This window comes from Pseudoalteromonas sp. D15MCD-2 (genome assembly GCF_038562745.1).
Taxonomy (GTDB): Bacteria; Pseudomonadota; Gammaproteobacteria; order Enterobacterales; family Alteromonadaceae; genus Pseudoalteromonas.
Genome location: NZ_JBCFQE010000001.1, coordinates 2,135,317 through 2,149,739, shown reverse-complemented (window position 1 = coordinate 2,149,739; position 14,423 = coordinate 2,135,317). Strand labels below are relative to the sequence as shown.

The following is a 14,423-nucleotide window of genomic DNA, read 5'->3' as shown; positions in this document are numbered from 1 at the left end:
ACCTTCGGGTTCGCTTTCTTAATATTTCCCCTTCCTTGTTCTTTTTTAGTTAAAAGCCGTAACAGCGGCTTGAAACCCATATAAAAATAAAGGAGCATATCTATGTTTAGATATATATCAACGCAAGATCTTCTAACTTTAGTTGACTCAATCCGCAGTATCATTCTCAAAAACGACCATAAAATTAATCATTTAATGTTAAACAAAGAAAATGCTGATTTTGAGGGGCTTTGGTCAATTGTCGAGCCGGATGTTTATGCCAATAAGCAACTGAACTATCGTGGTGTAAAAGTGTTGTTTTATAAAATGATGGTGTTTCTGCTTGAAGATATTCAGGAGGACATTTTTGATTATTCGGATTACGATGACCAACCTTGCAACGAAACCCCTGAGCGCTTTGATGATTTATTCGATACGGAATTAGAGAATGACTTCGATGATGACTTTAAGGAAAAAATTGAGCGTGAGTTCGAGCCAGAGATTAATAATGAGCGTACTCGAAACTCAATAAGAGAGACTATATCGCAAATCAAACAAACGCATTCATAGGATAAAGAAAGCTATTTTTGCATTTAAAAATAGCGGCCTAATCATAACTCACGAAATACGCCACGAGCCGTTATTTGCCGGCTCACTACTCAATGTCTGGGTAGTCAGAGTTCATCTGATAATACTAGTGAGGGAATTGTACGCAAATATACTTTTCCATTGTGGTAATGCAAAAGGGTATTGCCAACGATAATGTAGGGCGGGGCTTAAGGGCAATAAAGGAGTAGCGTGCTACTCCTTTTTGTTTACTTATCATTTAATTTAATTAGAAACATGACTAGTATTTCAACTTGTTTCTGCCCCATTTCCACTTAGAGTTTTTGCGCCCCCATCATCTGTTCATGCGGTTTTGCCATATCTAGCCTAATCCTACAAACTTGGAAAAGTTACACTCATCAAGGCCACTTCGTTAACCAAAGCAATGATAGCTAAAAATAAAAAAGACTCAGCAAGCGAGCCGAGTCAGTTTTTTCGTTAGTCTGGATTTGTCGCGTTTTTGATATTAATCCAGTAGCTTCGGAATATCGCCGCTGAAGTCGATCCATGAGTTAGTACCCAGCGTTTCCGCCCCTTCAACACTCGGTTCTTCATAACGCATAACAAAGTTTTTAGGGCCGTGTGCATAGGCGACAACCAAGCCATAAGGTGTATCTAAGAACCCACCATGAGGTACAAGACCTGGGTAGCTGATTCGCCACGCATCACCATCTAATGAAACGTGACCCAGTGTCAGCTTACCAATCACATTGTCTGGTAATACAAAGAACCAAGTCCATGGGCCACCAGACACGATGGTCATGACTTCATCAATACCTACACCGTCGTCTGAGCTGTTAACGTGCAACTTACCGAATTTTTCTTGTAGAAAGTGCATGACTTCTGGAGTCATTGCTTTCATATCATAAACTTTAGGGTATGGAGCAACGCCAACTTCAGACGTTGATAGGAAACCACCTCTGTGTGCCTCTGGTACTCGGCCAGCTTTTTTAATTTGCTCCAATAAGTCTCCACGGTGCATAGAAAATAGCGAAATTAGCTTTTCACTTTCTTCCTTTGTAATGGCTCTTTTTTTGGATATTTCCAGGATAGGCTTGGCTTGTTCAGGCAGTGAAACCGTACTTACTCGTACACCAATAGTTTTGAGCACTTCGTTGACTCTCTCAACACCTTGAGTTGGCACTCTACCATCACTGTAAGATAGTTTCAGTTGACCCTCAGTTGACATTGTTTTTGCTACGCTTTGTCCGACGGGCATAGTGGCAATCACGCTCACTAATACTAAGTTGACCCATTTAATCATCATTCGCTCTCCTCTAGATTATAGGACGATGAGTTGTGTTTTCAGGCCTAAGTGTAGGAGTCGCGCCAAATAAGATAAACAGCATTCAGGTAAATAAATTGTTTACCAATAGTGAACTGACAATATGGAAACGTATTAGTAAGGAGTAAATTACTACAAACTATTTCTCTTTGGTAAACAGTTAAGTTACTAAATGGAGCTTTAATTACTCAATGCGGCTGTTATGGTTAAGTCTTTGGTGCTTGAGCACTAGTAAAGTATTTATCCCCTTAAAATAGATGGCCTTGATGTGAAAAATATTAAATATCACCTATTGTCCTTATCAGTGACAGCGCTGGTTGCAGGATCTTTTTTATATGTATGTTCATGGCTTTGCAGACATCCACGGCATTAAACACAGGCACACTGTATACATTAGTGCCATTTATTACTGCCATTGTTAGTGTTTTCCTCTTTAAGGAAAAATTATCTATTCAGATGCTTGGCGTTTATTTGGTAGGGGCTGTCGGGACATGTTGGGTGATTGTGAAAGGAGATTTAGAGACATTATTGAGACTAAACCTCAACAAAGGGGATACTTTGTTTTTGCTCGGGTGTATGTCTATGGTGTGCTTTTCTGTCTCGATGAAAGTTTTTCATCGTGGAGAAGAAACCATTGTTACCGTGTTTTGTACTCTGATTGGCGGTACCTTCTGGATGTTGCTGGCATTGTTTGTATTCCATCAACCACTAGACTGGTTTGCATTAAATGCCGAGCTTGCCTTGCACATGCTATACCTCGCTTTGTTTGCGACATTGCTCTCAACCTTTATCATCTACAAAACCACCGTTGTACTGGGGCCTGCAAAAGTGATGGCTTATATTTATCTAAGTCCTGTATTTGTTGCTTTTATTATGTTGTTATTTGAGGGAAAGAGTATACCCACAACTGTATATCCGGGTATTGCACTATCCATTCTTTCTACTGTGGTATTGCAAGTGTCGAATAGTCAGGCCGAGCGAAATCAAGTCTGTTGAAAAATCTGGCCACCTTCTCACAAAGGTGGCGTTTTCATGCTCAGGTAATCAATTTGACAAGAGAAGATGAAGGCTAGTGCTGTTTGTTTTCGAAGTGTTTGACGACAAAATCAATAAAAGTCCTGACTTTTTGAGATTGCTCTTTATGGAAAGGATAAACAACATACAGTGAATGCCTATCAGCTTGCCACATCGATAAAACCTCAACTAATTCCCCAGATTCTAACTCGCCTTTAACGAATAAATCCGGCAGCAATAAAATACCATGGCCTGAGCACGCTGTTTGCTTGAGCGCTAATCCATTATTTACTACATAAGAACTTGATGGAAGCTCGATCTCTTTGACTTCATCCTCATTTCTGAATAGCCAACGTCTTGCTGACGAAGAAAAACTGTATATGAGGCACTTATGATGAGCGAGGTCTTCTGGCTTAAGAATCTCGCTGGATTTTGAAAGATACTCAGGAGAAGCACAAAGCACTCGTCTCATATCGATAAGCTTTCGGGATCTTAGACTAGAATTGCTTAATTCTCCCCCCCCTCGAATCGCTATATCAATGCCTGAGTCGATGAGATCGACATATTGGTCACTCATGACAACTTCAATTGACAAATCAGGATATTGGTGCATGAATTCACAAACGATGGGGTTAATTTCTAAAATTCCTAACGACATAGGAACGCTTATTTTCAGTGATCCTTTTAACGTATGAGACGACTCGATGACTGACAAATCAGCATGTTTCAGATCATCTAATATGTTGCAAACCTGATTGTAGTAAAGTTGACCATTATCCGTTATGTGCATATTACGCGTAGTTCGGTTTATCAGAGGGCTTTTAAGATAGTCTTCCAACTCATTGATATTCTTACTAACGGCTGCTTTTGACAGACTTAAATCTTCAGCTGCAGCTTTGAAGCTTCCGAGTTCCACAACCCTTCTGAAAACAGTTAGCGCCCTTATTTTATCCACTTCAACCTCATTTAAACTCTTATTGTTTACCAAAAGTAAACTATGTAGTTACTAACATATAGTTTATTTACCAATACTAGTCAATTAGTATTTATTGTAATCACCAACACTGAGGTGTTGACCTTAAATACCTAATAGGACTAACTCATGAAAAAGATACTCGCGCTCTCGGGAAGTAATCACAGTCAGTCAATCCATAATACTCTGATTCGCTCCTTAGCTGAAAAAGCCACCCTAACTGAAGTGACCATCATCGAATTGAAAGATTTCGATTTGCCAATGTACGGTATTGATGCAGAGTCAAAAGGTATACCAGCCGACATCATCACATTGAGACAAATGATGAATGAACACGATGCGCTGATTATTGCTTCTCCTGAGCACAATGGCTCTATGCCTGCATTTTTAAAGAATGTCATTGACTGGCTTTCACGTGTTGCTGAACCAGGTAAACCCTTCTTTGGTGACGATAAGAAACCCGTTCTTTTAGTCAGTACTTCTCCTGGGCCGAATGGCGGTGCGACCAATCTCAGAACGATGGCGGAGCTAATGCCATGGTGGGGTGGCGACGTTAAAGGAATCTACAGTTTAGGGTGTTATCAGGAAAGAATTCACGATGGTGAGTTTGACGTAGCGACTAAAGTTGAACTGGAAGCGCTGATGTCTTCCTTTGAAAACGCACTATAGGAGCGTAGGTATGAATGTGGATATTGGTATAAACGAACAGGATCGTGTTGTGATTGGAGAAGCGCTTAAACGCCTTCTGGCAGACTCCTACACTTTGTATTTGCAAACGCATAATTTCCATTGGAACGTTACTGGCCCCCAATTTCGCGAACTACATCTTATGTTCGAAGAGCAATACAACGCATTGGCAATCGCCGTCGATGACATTGCTGAACGAATCCGAACACTAGGTGAAGTTGCGCCAGGGACTTACAAAGCTTTCGTCGACCTTAGCTCTGTTTCTGAAGTAGATGGCGTGCCCTCAGCAGAACAAATGGTGTCTATTCTTGTTCGTTCTCATGAGCAAGTGGTCAAGACTTGCCGAGACGTTCTGAAATTGGCTCAGGATGGGGATGATGAATCTTCTGCTTCATTGGTCTCTGATCGAATGCGAGAGCATGAAAAAACAGCCTGGATGTTACGTTCAATACTGTGAGTCAAATTCGTCGCTATAACTTAACATTATAACGTTGAGCGAAAGCTCACGTTACATAGGTTTCCATAATTAAAGTATGTAGGTGCCCCCATGGCTGTTTTAGAAAAAGGTATTTGGTATCCAAATAAAGAAGTAAAAGATCTGTCTCATGAGGACAGCTTTGAACTGCCAAAAGTCGCTGAGCAAGGGCGTTATCACTTGTACATGTCGTTTGCTTGCCCTTTTGCCCATCGGCCTTACCTGGTGATCAATTACCTAGGATTGAATGACGCAATAACTGTTTCTTCTGTTGCAGCAAAGCGATATTCCGACGGATGGTTATTTGACGACGCTAACTCTGATCCTTTGTACGGCTCTCAAAACTTGGTAGAGCTTTACCAACGAGCAAATCCAAGTTACACGGGAAGAGTGACAGTACCGGTACTATGGGACATACAAGATCATGCCATTGTAGATAATAATTCCTCCGCGATAGCGATGGAGCTTGCTACCAACTGGCTAGCTTTAGCTAAGAACAAAGTTGAGTTGGTTCCAGATAGTCTGCGAGAAGAAATAGAAAAGCTCAACGAGTGGTTACACGTCAATGTGAATCGAAAAGTCTACCACGTTGGTTTTGCCACAGAGCAGGCAGAATATGATCTAGCCAGTGAGATCTTGTTTGATGCTATGGAGCAGCTGGACTGTAGGCTTAGTCAAACTCGTTACCTATATGGTTCGAATATCACACTATCTGATCTGTTTCTGTTACCGACACTTGTCAGGTTTGAAGCTGTTTATGAAGTTCACTTTAAGGCCAATAAAAAGCCACTAAAAGCCTTCGAGAACCTTTACCGGTATATGCTGGATTTAATCAGTCATGAGAGCATCAAAAAAACAATCGATATCGAGTATATGAAGCTGCATTACTACTTCTCGCACAAGCACATTAACCCACATGGAATTGTTCCAGCGGGGCCTGCCATTAGTTGGTAAGCCAGTAATATTTTCAATCTTGGAGAAAAGTAATGAGCAAAAAAATTAGAGTCGATTTTTTTCACGATGTCATTTGTGGGTGGTGTTATGTTTTGTCACCTCGACTACGCCAGCTTGCAAAAGAGTTTAATTTAAATATCCATCATCATGCATTTGCTTTGTCTGCTTCACGGGAAGAAATGCTTGGCAAGTTTGGTTCAATGAAACAAGCAAAGCAAATCATTTTGGGACACTGGGAGCAATGTGCACGTGCCGACGATAAAAAGCGCGTAAACGTCGAAGGGATGCATCAGCAGACGTTTGAATACCCATTTTCAACGCCAGGTTTGGTGGCATGTAAGGCGGCTGAACAACAGGGAGGCTCCAGTGCTTATTGGGACTATTTTGATGCTGTTACACATGCACATATGAGTGAAAACAGAAATATTGGTGATGTGGACGAGCTTACAGAAATTGCTGGTGAGGTTGGGCTGAATAAGGCTCGTTTTCTTGAGGACTTTGCTTCTCCGGAGCGACAAGCTGAGATACGGCGTGATAGAAAGTTGGCTCAAGAATATGGCATCACTTCTACGCCAACGTTGGTTATCAATAAAGGGTGGGTTGTACCGGGTGCTCTCGATATCAATGCATTACGTAAAACACTAAAAGAGGTCGCAACCAAAGTTTGACTTCCACTGAAAGCCTTTTCAACTTTTCACACTGCTTTTGCCAGCTGGATTGCTGGCTTTTTTATTTTTGCATGAGTCAAAGTTATCCATCTGACTGCTTTCACTCTAAACAGGTTCTGTCCATAGATGGGTTATGAATATAAATCGCCTTTGCCCAAACCCTAATCAGTAATACATTCGCTATCCTCATAGTAACTTTTAAATTGGAGGTCACTATGAAACCAGAACTAAATCACAATGCTACTGGTGTGAAACGTCCTTTCAAGCTTGAAGAGATTTGGCGTATTCGCACTCGAATCGAAATTCAAAATAACTTGATGCAATTAGCGTTACTAAATTTGGCTATAGATAGTAAATTAAGATCATGTGATTTACTGTCTTTAAAAGTTCGAGATGTCGCTACCCAAGATCAAGTTTTTGAGAGGGTGCAATGGACACAAAAGAAAACAGGGATCGAAGTTCAATTTGAGATAACGCCGAGAACACAACAAAGTATTAGCCGTTGGGTTCAAGAAGTTAAATTGCAACCTAAAGATTATTTGTTCCGGAGTTTACGTTGCTCTAATCAACCCATAAGCTATTCATATTACAGGTCTATTATCAGAAGTTGGGCTGAGCAGTTAGGGCTTGATTCTGATCTATATGGAACTCACTCAATGCGAAGAACCAAAGCGACTTTGGTGTATGCTCGAACCAAAAATATAAGGGCCGTTCAGTTACTGCTTGGCCATACAAAAATTGATAACACCATCAGATATCTCGGAATTGAAATTGGAGATGCAATTAAGATATCCAGAGAAACGGATTGTTAATTTAATATAGGCAGCAACACCAAGCTGCCTTTGCCCCAAAATGCGTTAATCTAAATACAGTAAAGCTCTGTCTTGAGAGAAGGCTTTGTGAAATCAGCTTATTTCTTTAATTTCTTTAGCTTTAAGTTATAAATTATTGAAGGTAATTGCGATGTTATTATTTTTATTGTGTTCTGAATTTGCTGTTTTCGGGCAAAGTAAATCAACCTCAAAAACTACTCAAAAAGCTAAAAATAATATTTTAAGGCTAATAAAAAAGTGGGTCGCAAATTTGGTGTTTTAGCGTTATTGTTAGTAGGTACAAAGTATTGAGGGTACCCTAAATGGACAATTGCAGTGTTCTTATCATAGATGATGAAGAGATTAATACATTACAGCTAGAGCATGCTTTAGACGGAGTCGGAAATATTTCAACTTCTAATAACAGCTCTGAAGCAATACAGCTGATTGAAAAAACTAAACCAGACATTTTAATTCTTGATTTAGAAATGCCTACAGTCAGTGGTTTTGACATTTTAGAAGTGATACAGCAAAAGCCAACTCTGGCACATATTAGAACTGTTGTTATTACGTCTCACAGTGATCCTGCGATTGAAGAAAAAGCCTTATCTTTAGGCGCGATAGACTTTATTTCTAAGCCCTTAAACCTGAGACTCTGTCGAATTCGTATTGAAAATCATATAAAAATCAGAACACAAGAAAAAATATTACAACTAACACAAGCAGAACTATTTGCTGAAAAAGAGCAATTGAGAATTACGATAGATTCGATTGCTGATGCTGTTATTTCTACGGATAAAAACGCAAATATTGTGTACATGAACCCTGTAGCTCAAAGACTTACAGGATGGTCACAAACTGCCGCGAAAGGTCGCCATATTGAAGAAGTCATGAAGTTATGCGATGCGACAACTAAAATACCGTCTATTAATCCTTTATCTGTTGCTTTAAAAGAAAATAGACCTGTCGCTATGGCTTTAAATACACAATTGATCAGTAAGCAAGGCATAGAACATCGAGTTGAAGACAGCGCAGCTCCAATTCTTGATAAAAACCTTAACCAATGCGGCGCTGTTATGGTATTTCAAGATGTAAGCGAAGCTTTAGCTATGTCGATGCAGATGACGTATTTATCTCATCATGACCAGCTAACCTCTTTACCAAATCGAATATTACTTCACGATAGACTTACGCAAGGTATCGCTAGGGCTGCTTTTAATGGCACTAAGTTAAGCTTGATGTTACTTGATTTAGATAAGTTTAAGTTTATTAATGATGCCTTAGGGCATCATGTCGGTGATGAGATAATTGCCCATATTGGTCACAGCTTGGACCGATTCGCATGTAATGATATTACAGTTGCACGTGTCGGTGGAGATGAGTTTGCACTCGTCGTTCCTCATACTTTTAACTCATTAAGTCTAGAGCCACTGGTTAATCAGGTTCTTAATGTTATTGGTAAGCCTTTCAGGTCAGGTGGTGAGCAGCATGTTCTTTCAGCAAGTTTAGGTATAAGTGTGTACCCTGATGATGCTTCGAGTGTTGAAGAAATGCTTCGCCATGCAGACTCCGCAATGTATAAAGCAAAAAACGAATCTGCAAATAGTTACTTCTATTTTAGTGACGATTTACAGGTTGAAATGAATAGGCGTCTTGAGGTTGGAAATAGATTAAGAAAGGCATTAGATGAAAATGACCTCGACGTTCATTATCAACCTAAATATGACCTTAATACTGACACACTGATTGGTGTAGAAAGCTTAGTTCGTTTAAAAGATGGGCAAGGTGGCTTTATTTCTCCTGTTCACTTTATTGAATATGCAGAAGAAACGGGGCTTATTTTTCGCTTAGGAGAACAAGTTCTTGAGAAAAGCTGTATTGCTGCAAAAACGTGGCTTGATAAAGGTCTGCCGATTAAAGTTGCAGTAAACATATCTGCTAAACAATTCACAGACACTAAACTTGTTGATACTGTCGCTGAGATCCTTGAAAGAACGCAATTACCTAGCCGCTACTTAGAGCTAGAAGTGACAGAATCAGCTTTGATTGAAAACTTTGATTATACCGTAAGTCAATTAAAGCTTATCTCTGGTATGGGGGTCAGTATTGCTCTTGATGACTTCGGAACTGGGTATTCCAGCCTTTCATATTTAAGGTTGTTTCCACTAAATGTGCTAAAAATAGATCAGTCTTTTGTACGTGATATGCTTAACGATGAGCAAGCGCTTAATATTGTAACGACTATAATTGAACTGGCTCACTCTTTAAAACTCCAAATTGTGGCTGAAGGGATTGAAACTTTACAGCAAAAAGACCGATTGCAAGAGCTTGGCTGCCAAATAGGCCAAGGTTATTTACTGAGCAAGCCTTTGGATATCGACAAGGCTAACAATCTAATACAAAGTAGTAAGGTTGAAGGAATATTATGCCCTTAAGTTTAAAACCATTATCACAATGTAAAGTATTCATTGTTGATGATGATGAGATGGTCAGGTTAAGTCTAGGTGTTATTTTAGAAGAGCATTTTTCCGTGGATGCATACTCTACTGGGCAGGCTGTTTTAGAAGCTTGCGATGAAGTACTTCCAGATTTTATTTTACTAGATATTAATTTACCGGATATAAGTGGTCTGGATATTTGTAGGCGACTTAAGGCTAAAGCTATATTCGAAAATATCCCAATAATTTTCATCACTTCGACTTACGATACAGGGTGTCAAAATGCATGCTGGGAAGCTGGAGCTACCGATTTTATTGGTAAACCCATCACAGCATCCACGTTGATACACCGTACAAAAAATCATTTAGAGAATAAGCTTCGACTAGAAAAACTAATAGAGCTTACCTATAAAGATTCATTGACAGACTTATTTAATCGGCACTATTTAGACCTTGAAGTTGCTAATGTTTTTAAACAAACTTCAAGAGAGAAGAAACCGTTCAGCTTGCTAATGCTTGACCTAGATTTCTTTAAGTTATACAACGATCAATACGGGCACCCGCAAGGAGATGCTTGCCTGAAAATAATTGCTGATGTAATCGAGCGTTCTATTCAAAGACCTCAAGATATTGCAATTCGATATGGTGGCGAGGAGTTTCTTATCGTACTGCCATATACGGACTTTGAAGGTGTTAAATTCATATGTGACCGTATTTCTACAGAGCTTGAGACGATTAATATCCCGCATGTTAAATCTGTTTGGAGCCGCGTGACAGTCAGTATCGGTGGGGTTATCTACGAGCACCAAAATAAGGTGAGCTTTGATGAACTGATTAATTGCGCAGATAAAGCGCTTTATGCGGCTAAAAGTGATGGGCGAAACTGTTTTAGGCTTAGTTTTTGTGATTGATTTAGGCTTTTCTTACTGCTTTTTGTAGAAATCTCAGGAACATAGCCTATACTCTGGAGACTGTTAACTTACCAAGAATTACAATGAAACATTCCCGAAAGCGTCGAGATTTTCTAAAAACACTCGGTGTTGGTGCTGCGGCATCAACACTTGCGTTTAAAGCCCCTTATGTTTTTGCAAAGAACAAAGTAACCCTTCGTGTAATGGGAACACATGTTACGTTGCAAGAAGAGCTTAGACAAAGAGCAATGCGCGAACTAGGTATAAACATTGAGTTTGCACCTATGGGTAGTGCCGCCGTTTTGCAAAAAGCAGCAGCAGACCCTAGTTCTTTTGATTTGTATGAGCAATGGTCTGACTCTATTAATATTTTGTGGCAAGCAGATGCCATTCAGCCAATCGAGGTTGATAGACTTGTTTATTGGGATGAAATAAACCCACTTACCAAGACAGGCAAAATTGTACCGGATGCAAAGTTAGGTGCAGGCGATTCACCCAATAAGCTTCTTTATGCACAGCCGGATGGTTCGTTAGGAGAAACACCATCCAAATTAATTAGCTTCATGCCTTATGTACATAATGTCGATTCATTTGGCTATAACACGAATGTTATTGAAAAAGGTATCCCTTACGAAACAGAATCTTGGGCATGGTTATTAGATGAAAAGAATAAAGGCAAAGTGGCATTAGTTAATGCACCAACAATAGGTATCTTTGATGCTGCTTTAGCCGCCCAAGCTAAAGGATTAATGAAGTTTAATGATTTAGGTAATATGAGTATTGCAGAGATTGACCAATTATTTGCCATTTTATTTGAAAAGAAACGGCAAGGTCATTTTTCAGGTTTTTGGACGTCAGTACCGCAATCTGTTGATTTTATGAAAATGAACCGAGTTACCATTCAAAGTATGTTCTCGCCAGGTGTCAGTGCGCTAAATGGGCAAGGCATCCCAGTAACTTATGCATCGCCAAAAGAAGGATACAGAGCATGGCATGGAGTTATGTGTTTATCAAAAAATACCCATGGGCATGTTAAAGATGCTGCGTATGAGTATATGAACTGGTGGTTATCCGGCTACCCAGGCGCATTTATAGCAAGACAAGGATATTACATTTCTAACCCTAGCCGTAGCCAACCGCTTATGTCGAAACCTGAGTGGAACTATTGGTATGAAGGACGAGAAGCATCAACTGACTTGAAGGGAACAGATGGAAAAGTATCTATTAAAGCAGGCGAAATAAGGGATGGTGGCAGTTATATTAAACGCTTTTCGAATATTGCGGTTTGGAATACTGTGATGCCAAATTATGACTACAGTTTAGATAAGTGGTATGAACTACTTAACGCATAGGGAAGTAAATTGTTAAGTTTATTTTCAAAATCTCTAGCTGCAAAAATGTCGCTTGCGATGGTGCTTGTATTTGTCGCTATGAGTGCGAGTTATTTGATTATTAATCAAAGGCTTAAAGCGATTGAGGACTCTTTCAATAACATCGGTAAGATTAGCAACTATGCTGTGGATATTTTAAAAATTAATAAAGATATTGTTGAGATGCAAAGGGATATCTCAGTTTATGGTGCATCAGGTAGTGCACCCGTTTTTAAAAAAATCATGGTAAATTATGACAGTATTGAAAGTCGATTAACTGAAATAAATATAGGAAAAGGCGCAGAAAGTATTCAAATTCACCTTGATGGTATGACGGAGCTTGTAAGTCGTTATGGCGCTAATTTAAAAGTACTGACACTTCGTTTTACACAACGGAATGACTTAATTGAAAAAGAATTACCACAAATTTATTTGAATGCAGTTTCACTTCTTGAAAATTTAAAAGCTAAGGCTACTGATACAAATGAGAAGTTGTATGTTACAGAGTACCTAAACCTATGGCATATGCTGCACCGTGATGCTAATCAATTTTTAACAAAAAAAGACTATGCCAAAAGAGCTGAAGTTGAAAAAACACTGAACTCGCTATCTAAAAACGTTGCAGATAGATCTAAATTTAAAAATATGATCGATTTGTCTAATAGCTATCGAAATGCTTTTTCAAAAAGTGTTCAGGCTAATCGAAACTATTTGAGCTTAGTAAATGTAGTAATGGCTGGAGATGCAATTGAATTTAGTACGCTTGCAAATAGTTTAAGGGAAGATTCATTAACTCAACTAAAACAAATAAAACGGGATGCTCAAACAACGGTTTTAATGACAGAAAGCATTCTAAATGCACTTGCCTTGATGGTTGTTATTTACATTGTCGCTCTATCTTTATTTTTTCACCTGCAAATTACACGTGCGATTAAACGCTTAACAAATAGCTTTACACATTTCTTAAATGGAGATTTGGAAGCTCCAATTTATGAGTTAAAACGAAATGACGAAATTGGTATTTTAGCAAAGGCAGCTAATAAGTTTAGAGAACTAAGTAAAGATCTTTCTGAAGCGAAGCATAGTGCGGAGCATACAACAAAAGTTAAGTCAGAGTTTCTAGCCAACATGAGCCATGAAATTAGAACACCTATGAATGGTATTTTAGGTATGGCTCGCCAGATGGCTCGCACGACGCTCACATCAGAACAAAGCAAAATGCTACATCTGATACAGTCTTCAGGTGCAAGCTTATTAGTGATTATCAACGATATTCTTGATTTGAGTAAAATTGAGGCTTCAAAAATTGAGCTTGAGTCTGAACCAGTAGATTTAAGCTATCTTTTAGAAGAGCTAAGGCATCTATTTCAGGAACAAGCAGATAGTAAGAATATTCAGCTTTATATATCTACAACACCGGAAGTTGAAAAATTGGCGTTTTTGGCCGATGAAACACGTTTAAAGCAGGTATTAATTAATCTGCTGGGGAATGCTGTAAAGTTCACAGAGAGAGGCAGTGTTTCGTTAACAGTGAACATACAAGAGATTGGGCTTGATGAAGTAAAGCTTACATTTAATGTCTCTGACACAGGGATTGGGATTGCAAGTGAACACTTGGGTACACTATTTGAAGCATTTTCTCAGGCAGATACGTCTATCACAAGGCGTTTTGGTGGTACAGGTTTAGGCCTTACTATATCAAATAAATTATTAAATTTGATGGAAGCACCACTTAAAGTTGAAAGTGCATTGGGAGAGGGGTCTCACTTTTATTTTGATTTAAAAGCAAAGCGCACACTATCTTCAATGGACTTAGATCACCAAGATATTTTATTAACTACATCCAAAAAAGTTATTGATTTATCGAATATTAATGCCCTTGTTGTTGAAGATAATGACATTAATCAGATAGTGATTGAAGCGATGCTTAATGAATTTAATATCACCTCTATAAATATGGCAAACAATGGTCAGGAAGCTGTTGAACAATGTGAACTAGGTGTATTTGATATCATCTTTATGGATATGCAAATGCCAGTATTAGATGGTCCCCAAGCTACTTTAAAAATCAGAGAGTTTTCTGCTTTCAAACATACACCAATTATTGCTTTAACTGCTAATGTATTAAGTACTGATAAGCAACGCTGTTTTGATGCCGGAATGGATGATTATATCGCAAAGCCACTCGAGTATGACGCTTTAAGGTCTATCTTGCTAAAGTGGTGTAAAACAAATATCGAACGGACATAGT

At 39.0% G+C, this 14,423-nt stretch carries 13 protein-coding genes; 11 read left to right on the top strand and 2 right to left on the bottom strand.

Features of this window, described 5'->3' with window-relative positions:
* Positions 1 to 102 precede the first annotated feature (102 nt).
* Positions 103 to 549 (top strand): hypothetical protein, encoded by a 447-nt coding sequence (locus AADY36_RS09790; protein ID WP_342408915.1) that lies wholly within the window; start codon positions 103 to 105, stop codon positions 547 to 549.
* A gap of 502 nt (positions 550 to 1,051) precedes the next feature.
* Here the strand turns inward: AADY36_RS09790 and AADY36_RS09785 are convergent.
* Positions 1,052 to 1,852 carry a hypothetical protein gene (locus tag AADY36_RS09785; protein WP_287202579.1) on the bottom strand — a complete coding sequence of 267 codons (801 nt, stop codon included), beginning with the start codon at positions 1,850 to 1,852 and terminating at the stop codon, positions 1,052 to 1,054.
* A gap of 363 nt (positions 1,853 to 2,215) precedes the next feature.
* On the opposite strand from AADY36_RS09785, the gene AADY36_RS09780 reads away from it, so the two are divergent.
* Positions 2,216 to 2,866 (top strand): DMT family transporter, encoded by a 651-nt coding sequence (locus AADY36_RS09780; RefSeq protein ID WP_446728736.1) that lies wholly within the window; start codon positions 2,216 to 2,218, stop codon positions 2,864 to 2,866.
* Positions 2,867 to 2,939: 73 nt separating this feature from the next.
* Here AADY36_RS09780 and AADY36_RS09775 read toward each other — a convergent pair whose 3' ends face one another.
* Positions 2,940 to 3,839, bottom strand: coding sequence for a LysR family transcriptional regulator (locus tag AADY36_RS09775; RefSeq protein ID WP_287202574.1), 900 nt, complete (start codon positions 3,837 to 3,839; stop codon positions 2,940 to 2,942).
* Positions 3,840 to 3,986: 147 nt separating this feature from the next.
* Here AADY36_RS09775 and AADY36_RS09770 point away from each other — a divergent pair, with 147 nt between their 5' ends.
* The 9 genes from AADY36_RS09770 to AADY36_RS09730 all read left to right on the top strand — a co-directional run bounded on the left by AADY36_RS09770 (position 3,987) and on the right by AADY36_RS09730 (position 14,422).
* The gene (locus AADY36_RS09770) at positions 3,987 to 4,526 is read left to right on the top strand and encodes an NADPH-dependent FMN reductase (protein WP_342408914.1); all 540 of its coding nucleotides are present in this window, start codon (positions 3,987 to 3,989) and stop codon (positions 4,524 to 4,526) included.
* A gap of 10 nt (positions 4,527 to 4,536) precedes the next feature.
* The gene (locus AADY36_RS09765; RefSeq protein WP_287202570.1) at positions 4,537 to 5,001 is read left to right on the top strand and encodes a Dps family protein; all 465 of its coding nucleotides are present in this window, start codon (positions 4,537 to 4,539) and stop codon (positions 4,999 to 5,001) included.
* 90 nt (positions 5,002 to 5,091) lie between these two features.
* Positions 5,092 to 5,973, top strand: a complete 882-nt coding sequence (locus tag AADY36_RS09760) for a glutathione S-transferase C-terminal domain-containing protein (protein ID WP_342408913.1) — start codon at positions 5,092 to 5,094, stop codon at positions 5,971 to 5,973.
* Between the two features lie 32 nt (positions 5,974 to 6,005).
* On the top strand, positions 6,006 to 6,641 hold the full coding sequence (locus AADY36_RS09755; protein WP_342408912.1) for a DsbA family oxidoreductase: 636 nt from the start codon (positions 6,006 to 6,008) through the stop codon (positions 6,639 to 6,641).
* Positions 6,642 to 6,856: 215 nt separating this feature from the next.
* On the top strand, positions 6,857 to 7,453 hold the full coding sequence (locus tag AADY36_RS09750; protein ID WP_342408911.1) for a tyrosine-type recombinase/integrase: 597 nt from the start codon (positions 6,857 to 6,859) through the stop codon (positions 7,451 to 7,453).
* Positions 7,454 to 7,776: 323 nt separating this feature from the next.
* Positions 7,777 to 9,888 (top strand): GGDEF/EAL domain-containing response regulator, encoded by a 2,112-nt coding sequence (locus AADY36_RS09745; RefSeq protein WP_342408910.1) that lies wholly within the window; start codon positions 7,777 to 7,779, stop codon positions 9,886 to 9,888.
* Positions 9,879 to 10,802, top strand: a complete 924-nt coding sequence (locus tag AADY36_RS09740) for a GGDEF domain-containing response regulator (RefSeq protein WP_342408909.1) — start codon at positions 9,879 to 9,881, stop codon at positions 10,800 to 10,802. The genes AADY36_RS09745 and AADY36_RS09740 overlap by 10 nt, the downstream gene beginning before the upstream one ends.
* An 83-nt stretch (positions 10,803 to 10,885) precedes the next feature.
* Positions 10,886 to 12,154, top strand: a complete 1,269-nt coding sequence (locus AADY36_RS09735) for an ABC transporter substrate-binding protein (protein ID WP_342408908.1) — start codon at positions 10,886 to 10,888, stop codon at positions 12,152 to 12,154.
* A gap of 9 nt (positions 12,155 to 12,163) precedes the next feature.
* Positions 12,164 to 14,422 carry a hybrid sensor histidine kinase/response regulator gene (locus AADY36_RS09730; RefSeq protein ID WP_342408907.1) on the top strand — a complete coding sequence of 753 codons (2,259 nt, stop codon included), beginning with the start codon at positions 12,164 to 12,166 and terminating at the stop codon, positions 14,420 to 14,422.
* Position 14,423: the final 1 nt, after the last annotated feature.